The following is a 15,023-nucleotide window of genomic DNA, read 5'->3' as shown; positions in this document are numbered from 1 at the left end:
GGATGATGCCGTATCGGGCCGTGGCCGTCTTGCGCTAGGATGACGATCTTTGTCGTAAAGGCGTCAAGATGGCCGACCCTTTCCTCATCCGCAGCCTGGCGCTGACCTTCAGCGACGGCCACCGGCTGCACAGTCACAAACACGATTGGGGCCAGCTGCTGTACGCCGCGCGCGGTGTCATGCGGGTGGTGGCGGATGGGGTCGCCTGGTTGGTGCCGCCCGCCCAGGCGGTATGGCTGCCGCCGGGCGCGGCGCACACGGTGGAGATGCGGGGCGGGGTCGCCATGCGCACCCTCTACATCGCGCCGGCCCTTGCCGCCGCAACGGGCGCCATGCCCGCCGGTTGCCAGGTGCTCGGCGTGGCGCCACTGCTGCGCGAGCTGATCCTGCATGTCGTGGCGGTGGGCATGCTGCGGGCCGATAAGGTGGACCAGGCGCGGCTGGCCGGTGTGCTGATGGACCGCCTGGCCGCGGCGGAGCGGCTGCCCCTGTCGCTTCTCTGGCCGCGCGACCGCCGGGCCCTGGCCTTGGCTGAGCGCCTGCGCCAGGACCCGGCGGACGAATCGGATCTGGAGGCGTTGGGCGCCGCCGTGGGCGCCAGCGCCCGCACCCTGCAGCGCCTGTTCAAGGAGGAGACGGGCCTGCGCTTCGGTGAATGGCGCCAGCAACTGCGCCTGCTGCACGCGGCCAGCCTGCTGGGCACCGGCCTGTCGGTGACGCAAGCCGGGCTGGAGGCCGGCTACAGCAGCACCAGCGCCTTCGTCAGCGCCTTCCGCCGCCGCCTGGGCGTGACGCCGGCGCGCTACCGGGCGCCCATCTCCGCCTCATAGTGGGCCCTCATGAAGTCGATGAAGGCGCGCAAGGGCGCCGGCACGTGACGGCGGCTGGGATAGTAGAGATAGGGGCCGGGGAAGGGGGGCAGCCACTCTTGCAGGGCCGGCACCAGCCGCCCGGCGGCCAGCGAGGGGGCCAGGAAACCCTCGAAGGTGCAGAACCAGCCCAGGCCCGCCTCCGCCGCGCTGATGGCGACGTGCACGCTGTTCCCCACCAGGCGGCCGTCGGGCTGGATGCGCACCACCTCATTCCCCCGCTCGAACTCCCAGGGCTGGACGGCGCTGTCGGCGAAGCGGTGGCGCAGGCAGGGGCGGCCGATCAGGTCGCGTGGATGGCCGGGCATGCCCTCGCGCGCGATCAGCTCCGGCGATGCCGCCAGCACGTAGCGCTGCGGCGGGCTGATGGGCACGGCCACCACGTCCTGGGCCAGGGCCTCGCCATAGCGGATGCCGGCGTCGAAGCCCTGGGCGAAGACGTCGACGAAGGCGTTGTTCTCAATGATCTCCAACGTGATGCCCGGGTAGGCCGCCAGGAAGCGCGGCACCAGCGGCGCCAGGATCAGCCAGGACACGACGATGGGAACGTTCAGGCGCAGCAGGCCGGTGGGCGTGTCGCGAAAGCTGTTCACCTCGTCCAGCGATTCCGCCACCTCGCTGAACACCGGCGCCAGCCGGGCCACCAGGCGCTGCCCCGCTTCCGTCGGTGTCACGCTGCGGGTGGTGCGGTTCAGCAGGCGCACGCCCAGATCCTCCTCCAGCCGTTTCAGGGCCAGGCTGAGGGTGCTGGGCGCCACGCCGCGTTCCTTGGCGGCGCGGCGGAAACTGCGGTGGCGGGCAACGGCCAGGAAAAGGTCGAGGTCGGCGAGATTGGGGGCGGGCATGAGGCACCATTGTTCGAAATATCGAACAGCGCATTGATGATTGCCCAGATTATCACGCGGTGCCTTCGGCGGCATAGTCCACCTCACCAACGGCCTGACGCCGTTACCAAGCCTCCCGCCACTTGAGGAAAAAACGATGCTGCAGCGTATGTTAGGCGCCAAAGGTCCCGCCACCTCCGCCCTGGGCCTGGGCTGCATGGGCATGTCCGACATGTACGGCCCCAGCGACCGGGCCGAGAGCATCGCCACCTTGCACGCGGCGGTGGATGCCGGCGTGGTCCTGCTGGACACCGGCGACTTCTACGGCATGGGCCATAACGAAATGCTGATCGGCGACGCGCTGGCCGACGCGGGGTTCACCCGAGCCCACAAACGGGACGATGTGCAGATCAGCGTGAAGTTTGGGGCCCAGCGCGACCCGGCCGGCAACTGGATCGGCTTTGACGCCCGGCCGTCGGCGGTGAAGACCGCGCTGTCCTACACCCTGCGACGCCTGCGGGTGGACCATATCGACATCTACCGTCCCGCCCGCCTGGACCCCAACGTGCCCATCGAGGACACGGTGGGCGCCATCGCCGACATGGTGAAGGCCGGCTATGTCCGCCACATCGGCCTGTCCGAGGTGGGGTCGGACACCCTGCGCCGGGCGGCGGTCGTGCACCCCATCATCGACCTGCAGATCGAATACTCGCTGATCTCGCGCGGGCTGGAGCGGGACATCCTGCCCACATGCCGCGAGCTGGGCATCGGCATCACCGCCTATGGCGTGCTGTCGCGCGGCTTGATCAGCGGGCATTGGACAAAGGACAAGGGCAAGGGCGCTGACTTCCGCGCCCACAGCCCCCGCTTCCAGGGCGAAAACCTGGACCACAACCTGGCGCTGGTGGAGGAACTGCGGCGGGTGGCCGCGGAAAAGGGCGCCACGGTCGCCCAGATCGCCATCGCCTGGGTGCTGGCCCAGGGCCAGGACATCGTTCCCCTGATCGGCGCCCGCCGCCGCGACCGGTTGGCGGAATCTCTGGGCGCCCTGGACGTGATCCTGACGGCCGACGACCTCGCCGCCATCGAACGGGCGGTGCCCAAGGACAGCGCCGCCGGTGACCGCTACAACGCGCATGCCATGGCCTCGCTGGACAGCGAGCGCTGACAAAGCAAAAGGCGGCCGGGTTACCCTGGCCGCCTTTTCATTTCGGTCACGTAACCATGCCCCTTAGCAGGGGCCTCGGCGATCAAACATTAAACCGGAAATGGAAGATGTCGCCGTCATGGACGACGTATTCCTTGCCTTCGATGCGCAGCTTGCCGGCATCCTTGGCGCCGGCCTCACCGCCCAGGGCGACGTAGCTGTCGAAGTCCACCGTCTCGGCCTTGATGAAGCCGCGTTCGAAGTCGGTGTGGATGACGCCGGCGGCCTCGGGTGCCTTGGCGCCGCGGCGCACGGTCCAGGCGCGGGCTTCCTTCGGGCCGACGGTGAAGAAGGTCAGCAGGTTCAGCAGGCCGTACCCCGCGCGGATCAGGCGGTTCAGGCCCGGCTCCTCCAGCCCCAGGGAGGACAGGTACTCGGTCTTGTCCTCATCGCTCAGCTGGGCCAGTTCCGATTCGATGGCGGCGGAGATGACGACGGACACGGCACCCTGGGCCTTGGCCATCTCGGCCACCTGGGCCGACAGGCTGTTGCCGGTGGCGGCCGAGGCCTCCTCCACGTTGCAGACGTACAGCACCGGCTTGGCGGTCAGCAGCTGCAGCTGGCGCCAGTAGGGACGGTCCTCATCCGACACCTGGACCACGCGGGCCGGCTTGCCGTCGCGCAGCACGGCCAGTGCCTGCTCGATCAGGTCGGCGAAAATCTTGGATTCCTTGTCGCCGCCCTTGGCCTTCTTCTGCAGGGCGGGCAGGCGCTTTTCCAAGCTGTCCATGTCGGCCAGCATCAGCTCGGTCTCCACCGTTTCCGCGTCGCGGGTGGGGTGGATGGAGCCTTCCACGTGGGTGATGTCGCCGTCCTCGAAGCAGCGCAGCACGTGGACGATGGCGTCCACCTCGCGGATGTTGGCCAGGAACTGGTTGCCCAGGCCTTCACCTTTGGAGGCGCCGCGCACCAGCCCGGCGATGTCCACGAATTCCAGCTGGGTGGGGACGGTCTTCTGCGACTTGGCGATGGCCGCCAGCTTGTCCAGGCGCGGGTCGGGCACGCCGACGCGGCCCACATTGGGCTCGATGGTGCAGAAGGGGTAGTTGGCCGCTTCCGCCGCCGCCGTGCTGGTCAGCGCGTTGAACAGGGTCGACTTGCCGACGTTGGGCAGGCCGACGATGCCGCAATTGAATCCCATGGGAATACTCTAGGTCTAAGGGGCCGCTTTGGCCGCGTTTATCGGGCAAAGACGGCCAGATTGCAAACCGCCGTTACGCAGGTCCGCCATCAGGGTCCGCCGTCAGGCCGGATGACCCACCCCTGGCACCCAGTCCGACGGCGCCATCTCGAAGGCGTGGAACTCGAAGGCCGGGGCCACGGTGCAGCCCACCAGGGTCCAGTCGCCCAGGGACTCCGCCGCCTGCCACTGGCCGGCCGGCACCACGCCTTGAGGCCGCTGCCCGGCGGCGAGATCCGCACCCAGGGTCAGATGGGTGGCGGTGACGCCGTCGGCGGACAGGGACAGGCGCAAGGGCGCGCCGGCATGCCAGTGCCACACCTCGTCCGCGTCGCGCACCCGGTGCCAGTGCGACCGTTCCCCCGCCTTCAGCAGGAAGTAGATGGCGGTTGAGGCACCCCTGCCACCGTCCGCCGGGGCATGGCGGTAGGTTTCCACATAGTGGCCGCCCTCAGGGTGTGGGTGCAGTCCCAGCAGGCGGATGATCCCCTCGGCGTCCAGGGAAGCGGCGTCCATTCCTTACCCCCGTGGTGGCACGGTCAGGCGGAAGCTGTCCCGGTCGCTGGCCTGGGCGAACCAGGCGGCCAGCTTGGGTGCCCGCTGGCGCCAGTGATCGCACTCCCACCGCAGGTCCAGGTAGGCCAGCGCGATCATGACCGAGATCGTCCCGATGGTCAGGCCCTGCAGCTGGTCGGCCTCCGCCTCCAGCAGCTCGACGGCGCGGGTCATGGCCTGGCGCTGGCGGTCCGTCCAGTTGGCGGAGCGCAGGTTCTCCGGCCGCAGGCCCTCCATGCGGCGTAGGATGGCGGCGTCGCAGATGCCGTCAGCGATGGCCTGCTGGCGCAGGGCCTGCCAGCGCTCCGCCCCGGCGGCGGGAAACAGGGGCTGGCCCTGGGTGCCCTGGCTGTCCAGGTACTCGGCGATGACCGGGCTGTCGAACAGGGCCATGCCGTCGTCGGTCACCAGGGTGGGGATCTTGCCCAGGGGGTTCAGGGTCGGCACCACCGTGTCCGGCGACCAGACGTCGATGGGCGACAGCTCGATCCGGGAAACCAGGCCCCGCTCATGGGCGACCATCAGCGCCTTGCGCACGAAGGGGGAGGTCTGGCTGTAGAAAAGCTTCATGGGACGGTCAGGCTTTCTAGAGGGGCTGGATCATAGGGTCTTTTACCCCCGGAAATTGTCTTTCCGGCGGCGAATTTCGGCGAAGACGGCCACCGGATCCTGACCGTCCAGGCCTACGGCGGCGGCCAGCGCCGGCAGGTCGGCCCGCAGGAAGGGGTTGGTGGCGCGCTCCATGCCGATGGTGGTCGGCAGGGTGGGGCGGTCCTGGGCGCGCAGGGCCGTGACCTCCGCCATGCGGGCCGCCAGACGGGCGTTGTCCGGTTCCAGGGTCAGGGCGAAGCGGCCGTTGCCGGCGGTGTACTCGTGCCCGCAATAGACGGCTGTCTCATCCGGCAGGGCGCGCAGGCGGGTCAGGGAATTCCACATCTGGTCCGGCGTGCCCTCGAACAGGCGGCCGCAGCCTATGGAGAACAAGGTGTCGCCGGAGAACAGCACGGCGTCCTCGGCCCCGTGGAAGGCGATGTGGCCGCGCGTGTGGCCGGGCACGTCGATGCCGGTGAGGGGGCAGGCGCCCAAGGTGACGCTTTCCCCGTCCGCGACGGCGCGATCGATGCCGGGAATGCGGTCGCGGTCGGCGGCGGGGCCGACGATGGCGGCGCCGTAACGGGCCTTCAGTTCCAGATTGCCACCGACATGGTCGCCATGGTGGTGGGTGTTGATGATCAGGTCCAGCCCCCAGCCCTGCTGCTCCAGCGCGGCCACCACCGGGGCGGCCTCCGCCGGGTCCACAACAGCGACCTTGGCCGTGGCGGCGCAGCGCAGCAGGTGGATGTAATTGTCGCTGAGCGCCGGGACCAGGGTCACGTCGAGGCGCCGGGGGGCGGTGGGGGCGGGCGGAGTCATGGCGGCAAACCTATCGCAGCGGCGGGGGTAATGCTAATGGTTGGATCCACCATCGCTTGACAGTGCCCGATCTCCGGGATTGCCTTGCGGGTGGGGGAGTTCACCAACCATATCCGGCTAAAAAGCGGCTTATGAGCGATCTGCTGACGGCGGTGGCGATCTTTATGATGGTGGCGGGGCTGTCCTACCTCGCCGCCCTGGCCATTTCGCATCTGGTGGAACGTCATCTGCACATGAGCGAAGGCGTGGACCGGGTGGATGAGCGCTTCCAGGAGGCCAACATCCTGTTCCGCAAGTTCGAGGACCGGGGCGGCAAGATCATGCCGCGTGTGGCCCGCCTGGACAATGCGCTGAAATCCGCCCGGCGGCAGAACTATATGTCGACGCGCCGCGTGGCCGACCTGGAGGCCAAGCGCGACCAGCTGATCCGCGTGCTGGGGGAGGAGGACGCCTTTACCCGCCCCGGCCGGCCCGCCCGCCATTTCGTGGCGGCCGTGATCAACCGCCATGTGCAGCGCGCGGTGATGGAGCAGAAAGAGGTCATGGGCCTGTCGCGCAGTTGGGCGCGCACCCAGAACGTCCATGCCTGGGCGCCCAATGTTGGTGACGCCAAGACCCTGGTGGAGAGCTACTACCCCCACTCCATGGGTTTCCACATCATCGAGATTCGCGAGCCCTCGCAAGACGGCCCGGGGGACCATGGCCCGGGCATGGATGACGGCGATATCCATTTGGCGGAGGCCGACACCTCCGCCCCGCGGGGCTGAGCGCCATGGCCATCAGCTTTTCCCTGCTGTTCGGCATCGCCGCCGGCCTCACCGCCGCGGGGCAGGTCGCCAGCTCCACCGCCCGCCGCATCCGCCGCATGCGCCGCGATACCCGCGCCCGCCGCCGCCAGGTGGATGAGCTGTTCCAGGCGGTGCGGGACAAGGCCAAGCTGACGCTGGATCTGAAGCGCGAGGAGCGCAAGATGACGGCGGAGCTGGAGGAACTGCGCAGCAGCGTCACCGAGCATGACCGCCTGGCCGAGGCGCGCCGCGCGGACGAGGCGCTGCTGTATGTCTATGACGAGCGCCGCATGCCCAACGACAGCGCCTTCACCGTCACCATCACCCATTCCAGTTTCCAGACGGTGTCGCGCGGCGCGCCGGAGCCGGTGGTGTCGTCGTGGCGCATGGGCCGGCGCTATCTGGTGTGGGCCTCCAGCACCAAGCTGGCCGTGTCCAAGACCCTGCAGCGCTTTCCCCCTGAACGCGGCTACGTGGTCAAGGGCGGCGATCCTTACCCCTCCGATCCTGAGGAATTGTGAGCCGGGATGGCCGTCCCATGGGCGGCCTGGGCGCTTGTCCAAGAGCCCGCCGCCACATGGTGACGCGTGGCGTTTGGCGGCAATCGCCCCGTCATGGTCCCAGCGTTGCCCGGCTTCCGCCGCAATCCCGGTGTTCAATAGCACCATCGCCGGACGCCTTCCCCCGATGGTGACTGCCAAGGGGGGTAAAGTACCGGACGGATGTTCCTCCTTCGGGATCAGCGTGTCGCCATGTTGCTCAAGACTGTCCTCCTCCCCCTGACGGCCGCCGGCTTTGGCGCCGCCGCCGGCTTGTGGGACCTGACGTCCGCCAGTCTGGACGGCACCCTGGTGATGCTGGCCATCGCCGGTTTCCTGCTGTCGGTCGCGGCCCCCCGCCAGTGGGGTGTTTGGGTCCTGGTCATTGGCGTGGGCGTGCTGCTGGCCCATGTGGTCACACCTGCCCGGCCCGGGATGCTGTTCGACCTGACCGTGGTGTCCGGGCTGGTGGCCGCGGCCGTCTCCCTGCTGCCGGCGGCCGTGGGCGCCGTCGCGGCCCTGGCGGTGCTGTGGGTGCTGCGGCCCAACCGCCCCATGCGGGTCCATGCGGCGCCCCTGGCTCAGCCCGCCAAGGCCACCCTGGTACAGCGGGGCGCCCAGGCGGCTCAGCGCGCCGCCGATCATATGGGCCGCCTCAACGGGGGGCGCTTCAACGGCGGCGCTCTGCGCGGTCAACCCACCCTGGATGTCGGCGACTGAAGCCTGAGGTGGAGGACGGTGCGCCGCCATCCTCCCCTGGCTGTGCTATCCCTCTAATCTGGCCCGCCTTTTTACGGATCGGGACAGTCCGTCCGATTGACAGCGTCATCGGCCGCCCCCTACCGTCGCGCCACTTCAGCCCAGGCCCCGCATGGCCCGGGAAATATGGTCACACGAAGAACAACAGGGGTCGTTCCATGAAGATTGTCGCCGCCCTCACCGTCCTGGCCATCGCCGTCGCCGGCACCGCCGCCGCTCAGACGGCCGGCGACCCTGTGAAGGGGGAAAAGGTGTTCCAGCGCTGCAAGGCCTGCCACAGCGCCGAGAAGGACGGCGCCGACAAGCTGGGCCCCAATCTCTGGGGCGTGGTCGGCCGCAAGTCGGCCAGCGAGGAGGGCTTCAACTACTCTCCCGCCATGAAGGCCGCCAACAAGACCTGGGACGCCGCCACGCTGGACGTCTATCTCACCAAGCCGGCGGCGCTCGTGCCCGGCACCCGCATGGCGTTCCCGGGCATCCCCTCCGCTCAGGACCGCGCCGACGTCATCGCCTACCTGTCCGGCTTGAAATAAGAGCGTCCAGTTCCGGCCCCGCCACCACCCAGCGGGGCCGGATCGTTGCGATTCCCCAACTGCTGCCGTCACGACACAACCGGTGATATTCGCCGCCTTGTGACTTTTGGGCCCTTGACTGCGGGGGATGCTTTCGTGGGACTCTGCCCTCGCGTCAAGAACGAGCGGGCCGCCTGAACGGCCCGCCGTGAAGGGATAGAGGGAGCCCATGACCAGCCGGATGTTACGCACGACCACCGCCATGGCGGTGGCGCTGATGGCGTCTTTCGTCGGTTTCACCGCGCACGCGCAGCAATATTCCGCCGGTATCGTCTTCGGTGACAGCCTCAGCGATCCGGGCAATCTGGTGCCCCTGGGTCTGGCACCACCGCCGCCCTATTACAATGGCCGCTTCTCCAATGGCCCGTTGTGGGATGAGAAGGTGGGCGCGCTGATCGGTGGCGTGCCGTTCAAGAGCTACGCCTATGGCGGCGCCCGCTCCACGGCGGAACGGCCCATCGACTTCCTGAACCAGATCAACGCGTTCTTGGCGGCCAAGCCCACCATCACCAGCAGCCAGCTGTATTCCTTGTGGATCGGCGCCAACGACTACTTCCAGTACGCCACCAGCGGTTCCTCGGTGGACGCGGCGACGGAGGCGGCCACCGTCGTGGGCAACATCGGTACCGGCGCCAGCAAGCTGATCGCCGCCGGCGCCCGCAATTTCCTGATCTTCAACCTGCCCAACCTGGGCAACACCCCGTCGATCTCGGCGGAAGGGGCGGATGCCTCGCTGCAGGCCAACCAGCTGACGGCCATCCACAATGCCGATGTGCTGGCCCTGACCAAAAGCCTCAACGGCACCAGCGGCGCCCGGGTCATCCTGGTGGACGTGAACACCATCTTCAGCATGATCCAGGCCAACCCGTCGGCCTACGGCATCACCGATGCCACCCACTCCTGCCTGCTGGGCGGCAAGGCCACGGGCTATTGCACCCCCGCCAACATCAACACCATGCTGTTCTGGGACGACGTGCATCCCACCACCACCGGTCATACCCTGGTGGCGGAATATGTGGCGGGCACCCTGACCACCGTGCTTCAGGCGCCGCAGGCGGCAGTGGCGGCCACGCAGCTGAACTTCATCGCCGATGACGGCATGACGGGGTCCGTGCGCGCCCGTCTGAACGGCATCCGCTCGGGCACGGCTGTCGCCGGCGTGGGCGGCGGCATGGGGACCGGCACCTCGACGGGGCGCGACGGCCGCGTCGGCATCTTCCTCTATGGCAACTACGGCACCGGCGACCGCGACGCCATTGCCGGCCAGATGGGCTACACCTACGACAGCTACACCGGCGCTCTGGGTGTGGACTATCGGGTATCCGACTATGTCACCACCGGTGTCGCCCTGGGCTATGGCGACAACCGCATGCATTTCCGGGGTGGCTTCGGCAAGGACGAGCTGCACGCCTACAACCTGATGGCCTATGCCACGGCCAACATGGGCGCCTTCTATGCCGACGGCATGATCAGCTACGGCTATGACGAGTTCACCCAGATGCAGCGCCAGACCGGCTTCGCGCCGCAGCCTTGGGGCAACGCCACGCCCAACGGCAGCACCTATGGCGCCAGCCTGTCCGGCGGCTACAATGTGACGCTGGGCAATGTGGCCCTGGGTCCCACAGCGGGCCTGCGCTACACCCGCGCCAGCATCCACAGCTACACGGAAAAGGACGCGGGCGCCCTGGCGCTGAGCGTGCCGGACTTCGACGCCGAAAGCTTCCGCGCCCAGGCGGGCGGCCAGCTGGCCATCCCCTTCGTCATGGGCGATGTGGTGGTGGCGCCGCAGATCCAGGCCGGCGTGCAGCATGAGTTCCTGAACTCCGGCCGCATCTTCCAGGCCACGCTGCCGGGCGGCCAGGTGGCGGAGACGGACGCGGGCGCCGGCAAGCGCACCTCCTACTATGGCGGGGGCGGCATCGCCATCCAGGCCAACGGCGTCAACGTCGCCGTCTCCTACCAGGGGACGTTCGATAATGGTGACCGCACGGACCATGCCGTCATGGGCCATATCCGCGTCGGCTTCTGAGGCTATAAGCAACAGTGCAAGGTTGACTGGGCGCGCGGGATATTCCCGCGCCCTTTTTATTGCTACCCTGGCGGCCAAGAACAATGACGCGAGGGAGAACAAGATCATGTCCCGTTTGCGGTTCCCCTTGGGCCTGGCCGCTTGCGTCCTGGCGGCACCCTTGCTGATCGGGGCCGGCCCACTGCCCAGCCCCGGCAACCCCACCGCCGCCAACCCTGCTCAGGCCATCCTGGACACCGACCGCGCCTTCGCCGCCAAGGCGCGGGAGATGGGCGTGGGGGCCGCCTTCCAGGCCTTTGCCGCAGATGAGGTCACCCTGCTGAACCGTCCGCAGGCCAAGGTGGACCGGGCGGCGCTGGCCACCCTGTTCCCGGCGGGGCTGGAGCTGGAATGGGCTCCGGAGGATGCCTCGGTCTCGGCCGACGGCACGCTGGGCTACAGCTGGGGCAAGGCCCGCTCCCGCCTTAAAAAACCCGACGGCACGGTGGTGGAGCGTCCGCCTGTCCGCTACGTCACCATCTGGCGCCGCGCGACCAAGGACGCCCCGTGGCGCTTCATTTTCGACGGTGGCACCGTGGACCCGGAATGGGAAGCCGCGCAGCCCAAGGGGCAGTAGTCCGCCCTCAAAGAAAAACCCCCGCCGGACGGACCGGACGGGGGCTTGTTTCGCCTGAGGCAAACGATCTAGTGCGCCGCGAAGGTCCGCTTCTGCGCCCGCTTGACCTCGCTCTCGAACAGGCGGGGGAACAGGCGGTAGAGCGTGGCGGCGATGGCGGGCAGCAGGATGATGGCGCCCAACATGTTGGCGATGAAGACGAAGGTCAGCAGCTCGCCCATGTTGGCCTGGAACTTCAGGGCGGAGAAGGACCAGGTGGCCACGCCCACCGCCAGGGTCAGCGCGGTGAACAGGATGGAGCTGCCGGTTTCCTGCAGGGTCTTGTAGTAGGCTTCGGCGAAGCCCAGGCCGTGCTTCAGGTAGGACTGCAGGCGGTTGAAGATGTAGAGGCCGTAGTCCACGCCGATGCCTACGCCCAGGGCGGTGACCGGTAGGGTGCTGGTCTTCAGGCCGATCTTCAGCTCGGCCATCAGGGCGTCGCACAGCACCGAGACCACGACCAGGGGCAGGACGGTGGCGATGGTGCCGACGACGGAACGGAAGGTAAGGGCGCAAAACACCAGCACGGTGCCGTAGACCCACAGCAGCATGGGTGTCTCGGCCGCCGTCACGGCCTGATTGGTGGCGGCCATGACACCAACATTGCCGGTCGCCAGGCGGAAGTGGATGGGCCCCTTATCCTTGGCGTCGGTGCCATGGGCCTTGTTGTAGGTCTCCACCGCTTTGACCACGCGGTCGATGGTCTCTGCCCTATGGTCCTTGGTGAAGATCATGATGGGCATGACGGAGCAGTCGGCGTTCAACAGGCCAGTGGAAGTCTCGACGGGTGAGACGGCGCGCACCAGCACCTGGCTGTTACGGGGCAGGACGCGCCAGTTCAGGTTGCCTTCGTTCCAGCCCATGTTGACGGTTTTCATCACCTGGGGCAGCGACAGCGTGGACTGCACGCCGTCCACATTGCGGATCTGCCAGGCGAAGTCGTCCACCTGGGACGCGACAGTGTAATCGATGCAGCCGTTGGCCGGCGCCTCGGCGATGACCTGGATGATGTCCACGCCGATGGCGAAATGGGCGGCGATGAAATCCGCATCCCTGTTGTAGCGGCTGTCCGGCCACAGTTCCGGCACGCCGGCCTCGGCGTCGCCGATGACACGGCGGCCCGATTCATGGTGCGCCCAGGCGAAGACGGCGAGGCCGATCATCAGGGCCGGAATGGCGCCCTTGGGCCGCGCGAAAACGGTGAAGACCTTCCACACCGCATCGAAGCGGTCCACCTGGCCGGAAACGCGGCGGCGGTAGCTATCGCCCAGCGGCAGGAAGGACAGGGCCACCGGCAGGATCATCAGGTGGGTGACGACGATGATGACCATGCCGACCGAGGCCGACAGCGCCAGTTCCTGGATCATCTGGATCTTGACGATGCGGATGGTCAGGAAGGCGATGGCGTCGGCCACCAGGGCGCTGGCGCCCGGCACCAGCAGGCGCTGGAAGCTGATGCGGGCGGCGGAGAAGGCGTCGGCCCCCTTGCCGATCTCCTGCGTGATGGTGCCCACGTTCTGCACGCCATGGCTGATGGCGATGGCGAACACCAGGAAGGGCACCAGAATGGACATGGGGTCCATGGCCAGGCCCATCAGCACCAGCAGCCCCAGCTGCCAGATGACGGTGACGACCGACAGGGCCAGCAGCACGGCGGTCATGCGGAACGACCGGCCGTAGACATAGACCAGGATGGCGGTGATGACGAAGGCGACGCCGAAGAAGCCGATGACGCCCACCGTGCCGTCGGCCACGTCGCCCATGGCCTTGGCGAAGCCGATGATGTGGATGTCCACCGCGTCATCGGCGTACTTGCCCCGGATGGCCTCCAGCTTCTTGGCCACGTCCATGTAGTTCAGCTTGGCGCCGGTGCTGGGGTCGCGGTCCAGCAGCTGGATGCTGACCAAGGCTGCGGTGAAGTCCTCCGCCACCAGGCGGCCCACCTGACCGGACTTCAGCACGTTGCCGCGCACCACGTTCAGCCAGTCCGGCGTGGCCTTGAACTCCGCCGGGATGACGTTGCCGCCGCTGAACCCGTCCTCAACGATCTCGATGAAGCGGACGTTGGGGGTGAACAGGGAGGTGACGCTGGCCCGGTCCACGCCCGGGATGAAGAACACCTCGTCCGTCACCTGCTTCAGTTTGGTAAAGAATTCCGGCGTGTAGATGTCGCCCTTCTTGACGCTCAGCGCCACCATGACCCGGTTGGCCCCGCCGAATTCCTTCTGATACTTCAGGAAGGTTTTCATATAGGGGTGTTCCTGCGGCAGCTGCTTCTCATAGGCCGTGTCCACCGCCAGGTGGCTGGCCTGCCAGGCGAAGAAGGCCGTGGCCAGCGCGAACAGCACCAGCACCACCTGCCGGTGGCGGAAGATCAGGGCGTCGAGGAAGCGGGGCAGGGACGTCATCGGGCACTCTGGGGAAACGGGGGAACCGGGAATAGGCGGTCTAGGGCGCGCCGTTCGGGGCAGCGCTGGCGGTCAGGGCAGCGCGCCCATCAGCTTGGGGCCCTCATCGCCCAACAGGATCAAGGTGCCGTCGGCGCCGCGGACCGCATCGGCCAGGGCCAGACGGTCGGGGCGGTAGGTCAGCTTGAAGCTGGCGCCGCCATCACTGCTGCTCAGCACCGTGCCCAACGCGCCCACCAGGACGACATGGCCATCGGGGGTGGCGACGCCGCCCATCAGGCCGGCCTTGGTGCCGGTGTCGATGGTCTGCCAGGTCTGGCCCCCGTCGGTGGAGCGGAAGGCGTGGCCCTGCAGGCCGAAGACCACCACGGTCCTGTCGTCCACCGCCACGCCGCTGAACAGCGAGCCCTCATAGGGCAGGGGACGCTTGGTCCAGGTGTGGCCCTTGTCCGGGCTGGTGTAGACGCCGCCGGCCTCCCCTACCACCATGCGGGTGTCGCCGCCGGTGGTGAAGATGGCGTTCAGGTGCAGGTCGTCATCGGTGATGCGGCGCTTGGTCCAGGTCTTGCCGCCGTCGGCGGTTTCCAGGAACAGGCCGTAGGCGCCCACCGCGATACCGTGGTCGGCATCGTCGAACAGCACATCCATCAGGGGCTGTTCCCACTCGGGCGCGAAGTTCTGCAGGGTCCAGCTTTCACCGCCATCGGCGGTGTGCAGGATGGTGGCGTCATGGCCCACGGCCCAGCCCTGCTTGGCGTCGATGAAGCGCACGCCGGTCAGGGTGGCGTTGGCCGGGGCGGGCACTTGGCGCCAGCTGTGGCCATTGTCGTCGGACAGCAGGATATGCCCGCGTTCCCCCACCGCCACCAGCCGCGTGCCCGCCAGCGTGCCGGCCAGGATCAGGGAGCGCGGGGCGAGGGGGGCCAGCAGCGCCGGGATGGGCGCATTGGCGGCCGGGGTCTTCCCGGCGATGGGTGCTGTGACCTTGACGTCGGATGATGGCGGGACGTCGGATGATGAGGGGCTGTCGCCGGCCGCCATCTCCCTCGCTCTTAGGTTGTCCCCGGGGGCGAGGCTGGAGGCCAGGACCAGGGACAGGGCGCCGGCGGCAAGCCGGGCGGCGAGGGGGCGGCATTTCATCATTCAAGTCGCGGACCGCCTCTCGGTGGCCGGCGCCCATAAAACCGGGAAAGGGATGCTGACCCTGTCACGGGCCGCCGGTGGA

General features: G+C 68.1%; 15 protein-coding genes. 8 read left to right on the top strand and 7 right to left on the bottom strand.

Going from position 1 to position 15,023, the window contains the following annotated elements:
- Positions 1-68 precede the first annotated feature (68 nt).
- The gene (locus tag P5F91_RS16615; RefSeq protein ID WP_145611447.1) at positions 69-830 is read left to right on the top strand and encodes an AraC family transcriptional regulator; all 762 of its coding nucleotides are present in this window, start codon (positions 69-71) and stop codon (positions 828-830) included.
- Here the strand turns inward: P5F91_RS16615 and P5F91_RS16610 are convergent.
- Positions 803-1,714 carry a LysR family transcriptional regulator gene (locus P5F91_RS16610; protein WP_145611449.1) on the bottom strand — a complete coding sequence of 304 codons (912 nt, stop codon included), beginning with the start codon at positions 1,712-1,714 and terminating at the stop codon, positions 803-805. The two genes, P5F91_RS16615 and P5F91_RS16610, sit on opposite strands and share 28 nt — an antisense overlap.
- A gap of 136 nt (positions 1,715-1,850) precedes the next feature.
- Between P5F91_RS16610 and P5F91_RS16605 the strand changes: the two genes are divergently transcribed.
- Positions 1,851-2,861, top strand: coding sequence for an aldo/keto reductase (locus tag P5F91_RS16605; protein ID WP_277907634.1), 1,011 nt, complete (start codon positions 1,851-1,853; stop codon positions 2,859-2,861).
- Positions 2,862-2,943: 82 nt separating this feature from the next.
- Here the strand turns inward: P5F91_RS16605 and ychF are convergent, their stop codons facing one another.
- The 4 genes from ychF to gloB form a co-directional block, all read right to left on the bottom strand.
- Positions 2,944-4,041 (bottom strand): redox-regulated ATPase YchF, encoded by a 1,098-nt coding sequence (ychF, locus tag P5F91_RS16600; protein WP_277907633.1) that lies wholly within the window; start codon positions 4,039-4,041, stop codon positions 2,944-2,946.
- A gap of 102 nt (positions 4,042-4,143) precedes the next feature.
- The gene (locus tag P5F91_RS16595; protein ID WP_211106969.1) at positions 4,144-4,596 is read right to left on the bottom strand and encodes a cupin domain-containing protein; all 453 of its coding nucleotides are present in this window, start codon (positions 4,594-4,596) and stop codon (positions 4,144-4,146) included.
- 3 nt (positions 4,597-4,599) lie between these two features.
- On the bottom strand, positions 4,600-5,205 hold the full coding sequence (locus P5F91_RS16590; RefSeq protein ID WP_277907632.1) for a glutathione S-transferase N-terminal domain-containing protein: 606 nt from the start codon (positions 5,203-5,205) through the stop codon (positions 4,600-4,602).
- Between the two features lie 42 nt (positions 5,206-5,247).
- Positions 5,248-6,048 (bottom strand): hydroxyacylglutathione hydrolase, encoded by an 801-nt coding sequence (gene gloB, locus P5F91_RS16585; RefSeq protein WP_186454802.1) that lies wholly within the window; start codon positions 6,046-6,048, stop codon positions 5,248-5,250.
- 131 nt (positions 6,049-6,179) lie between these two features.
- On the opposite strand from gloB, the gene P5F91_RS16580 reads away from it, so the two are divergent.
- The 6 genes from P5F91_RS16580 to P5F91_RS16555 all read left to right on the top strand — a co-directional run bounded on the left by P5F91_RS16580 (position 6,180) and on the right by P5F91_RS16555 (position 11,351).
- Positions 6,180-6,815, top strand: a complete 636-nt coding sequence (locus P5F91_RS16580) for a hypothetical protein (protein ID WP_145611456.1) — start codon at positions 6,180-6,182, stop codon at positions 6,813-6,815.
- A 5-nt stretch (positions 6,816-6,820) separates the two neighbouring features.
- Entirely contained in the window at positions 6,821-7,357 is a 537-nt protein-coding gene (locus P5F91_RS16575) for a hypothetical protein (protein WP_088871889.1), read from the top strand.
- Between the two features lie 231 nt (positions 7,358-7,588).
- Entirely contained in the window at positions 7,589-8,095 is a 507-nt protein-coding gene (locus tag P5F91_RS16570) for a hypothetical protein (protein WP_145611458.1), read from the top strand.
- Between the two features lie 197 nt (positions 8,096-8,292).
- Positions 8,293-8,667 carry a c-type cytochrome gene (locus tag P5F91_RS16565; protein ID WP_145611460.1) on the top strand — a complete coding sequence of 125 codons (375 nt, stop codon included), beginning with the start codon at positions 8,293-8,295 and terminating at the stop codon, positions 8,665-8,667.
- Positions 8,668-8,875: 208 nt separating this feature from the next.
- On the top strand, positions 8,876-10,735 hold the full coding sequence (locus tag P5F91_RS16560) for an autotransporter domain-containing protein (protein WP_145611461.1): 1,860 nt from the start codon (positions 8,876-8,878) through the stop codon (positions 10,733-10,735).
- A 106-nt stretch (positions 10,736-10,841) separates the two neighbouring features.
- Positions 10,842-11,351: a hypothetical protein gene (locus P5F91_RS16555; RefSeq protein ID WP_186454803.1), complete on the top strand. Its 510-nt coding sequence runs from the start codon at positions 10,842-10,844 to the stop codon at positions 11,349-11,351.
- Between the two features lie 68 nt (positions 11,352-11,419).
- On the opposite strand, the gene P5F91_RS16550 is transcribed toward P5F91_RS16555, so the two are convergent.
- A complete protein-coding gene (locus P5F91_RS16550; RefSeq protein ID WP_277907630.1) occupies positions 11,420-13,798 on the bottom strand; it encodes an efflux RND transporter permease subunit in 2,379 nt (792 codons plus the stop codon).
- A 72-nt stretch (positions 13,799-13,870) separates the two neighbouring features.
- Positions 13,871-14,941, bottom strand: coding sequence for a WD40/YVTN/BNR-like repeat-containing protein (locus tag P5F91_RS16545; RefSeq protein WP_277907629.1), 1,071 nt, complete (start codon positions 14,939-14,941; stop codon positions 13,871-13,873).
- Positions 14,942-15,023 lie beyond the last annotated feature (82 nt).

Origin of the sequence: Nitrospirillum amazonense, from assembly GCF_029594735.1 — a bacterium.
Classification (GTDB): domain Bacteria; phylum Pseudomonadota; class Alphaproteobacteria; order Azospirillales; family Azospirillaceae; genus Nitrospirillum; species Nitrospirillum amazonense.
This window is presented reverse-complemented; position numbering and strand designations above follow the sequence as displayed.

What these genes read in the sequence shown, in the direction of transcription:
- P5F91_RS16615 (WP_145611447.1), top strand. Translation starts at nt 69, where the DNA reads ATGGCCGACCCTTTCCTCATCCGCAGCCTGGCGCTGACCTTCAGCGAC.
- P5F91_RS16610 (WP_145611449.1), bottom strand. Translation starts at nt 1,714, where the DNA reads ATGCCCGCCCCCAATCTCGCCGACCTCGACCTTTTCCTGGCCGTTGCC.
- P5F91_RS16605 (WP_277907634.1), top strand. Translation starts at nt 1,851, where the DNA reads ATGCTGCAGCGTATGTTAGGCGCCAAAGGTCCCGCCACCTCCGCCCTG.
- ychF (WP_277907633.1), bottom strand. Translation starts at nt 4,041, where the DNA reads ATGGGATTCAATTGCGGCATCGTCGGCCTGCCCAACGTCGGCAAGTCG.
- P5F91_RS16595 (WP_211106969.1), bottom strand. Translation starts at nt 4,596, where the DNA reads ATGGACGCCGCTTCCCTGGACGCCGAGGGGATCATCCGCCTGCTGGGA.
- P5F91_RS16590 (WP_277907632.1), bottom strand. Translation starts at nt 5,205, where the DNA reads ATGAAGCTTTTCTACAGCCAGACCTCCCCCTTCGTGCGCAAGGCGCTG.
- gloB (WP_186454802.1), bottom strand. Translation starts at nt 6,048, where the DNA reads ATGACTCCGCCCGCCCCCACCGCCCCCCGGCGCCTCGACGTGACCCTG.
- P5F91_RS16580 (WP_145611456.1), top strand. Translation starts at nt 6,180, where the DNA reads ATGAGCGATCTGCTGACGGCGGTGGCGATCTTTATGATGGTGGCGGGG.
- P5F91_RS16575 (WP_088871889.1), top strand. Translation starts at nt 6,821, where the DNA reads ATGGCCATCAGCTTTTCCCTGCTGTTCGGCATCGCCGCCGGCCTCACC.
- P5F91_RS16570 (WP_145611458.1), top strand. Translation starts at nt 7,589, where the DNA reads ATGTTGCTCAAGACTGTCCTCCTCCCCCTGACGGCCGCCGGCTTTGGC.
- P5F91_RS16565 (WP_145611460.1), top strand. Translation starts at nt 8,293, where the DNA reads ATGAAGATTGTCGCCGCCCTCACCGTCCTGGCCATCGCCGTCGCCGGC.
- P5F91_RS16560 (WP_145611461.1), top strand. Translation starts at nt 8,876, where the DNA reads ATGACCAGCCGGATGTTACGCACGACCACCGCCATGGCGGTGGCGCTG.
- P5F91_RS16555 (WP_186454803.1), top strand. Translation starts at nt 10,842, where the DNA reads ATGTCCCGTTTGCGGTTCCCCTTGGGCCTGGCCGCTTGCGTCCTGGCG.
- P5F91_RS16550 (WP_277907630.1), bottom strand. Translation starts at nt 13,798, where the DNA reads ATGACGTCCCTGCCCCGCTTCCTCGACGCCCTGATCTTCCGCCACCGG.
- P5F91_RS16545 (WP_277907629.1), bottom strand. Translation starts at nt 14,941, where the DNA reads ATGATGAAATGCCGCCCCCTCGCCGCCCGGCTTGCCGCCGGCGCCCTG.